Source organism: Vibrio sp. TRT 2004 (genome assembly GCF_050113735.1).
In the GTDB taxonomy this organism is placed as follows: domain Bacteria; phylum Pseudomonadota; class Gammaproteobacteria; order Enterobacterales; family Vibrionaceae; genus Vibrio.
On record NZ_JBNJOH010000139.1, the window covers coordinates 1 to 874 of the forward strand.

The 874-nt window shown below is 43.9% G+C and carries 1 protein-coding gene and 1 pseudogene; both read right to left on the bottom strand.

The features are described 5' to 3' along the window. Positions 1 to 56 precede the first annotated feature (56 nt). Entirely contained in the window at positions 57 to 443 is a 387-nt protein-coding gene (locus ACQEXR_RS20270) for a hypothetical protein (protein ID WP_138971147.1), read from the bottom strand. Further along, positions 443 to 874, bottom strand: a pseudogene (locus ACQEXR_RS20275) (hypothetical protein); the annotation flags it as partial. The pseudogene ACQEXR_RS20275 and the gene ACQEXR_RS20270, both read right to left, overlap by 1 nt.

Consider the following 874-nt stretch of genomic DNA (forward strand, 5'->3'; position numbering starts at 1 on the left):
ACATTACCAACACCTTAAGTAACGATATGAAACCGATCATTACAGTCCCATATAAATTAGGGTATGTACCCAGTAAACTTTAAGAAAATCAAGCTTAAGATAAGGACAATACAGCTCCACATCCCTAATGCATTCACCCACATAAACACTTTAAATTTAGTTGATTTCGTTGTTGCTCGTTTACGAATAAATGGATACTTCACCCAGTAATCAAAGCAACGGCTACCTATCTCCCAGGACAATTGGTATTTAGGTCTCATATGACCGTTATCGTCATAGTATTTGCTAAGATCTTTGGCCAGTTGTTTATCCATAAAAACAATATGCTTAAGACTACCTAGAGATACAATCGCACTCATAATAACACCCGGAACAGCCCAGATTGTAGCGTAGCCTCCGAAAACCAAACCTAAAAGCGCCACGACAGACTCATACCAGACCATCAGAATTTAGCCCCTATATCAGATACAATTTTGTCTGAACTTTCATATAGAAAATACAATCCATCTCCAACGGCTTTACCTGCCGTAGAGCCTGCAACCCCACCGACAAAACCACCTGCGACAGCTCCACTAATCACCGCGACAGCAAGTACTGGGGCGGTAACAGTTATGCTGATGGCTAAAGCGATACCAGAAACGGCGGTTACAGCGAGCCCTACTCCAACGCTTCCACCTTTGATTCCACCGTATACTCCTCCAATAAAGCCCCACACTTCACGAGTTGTTGTCTTGCCACACTCGCCAGTACCATCCACCTTGCACGCTTCATAGATGCTATCGACACCACTGACGGCACCCACAAGTAAACCAACATAACCCACACCTCTGGCGGCAGAAATTCCAAGAGCAATATTACCAATCCGCTTCCCTAA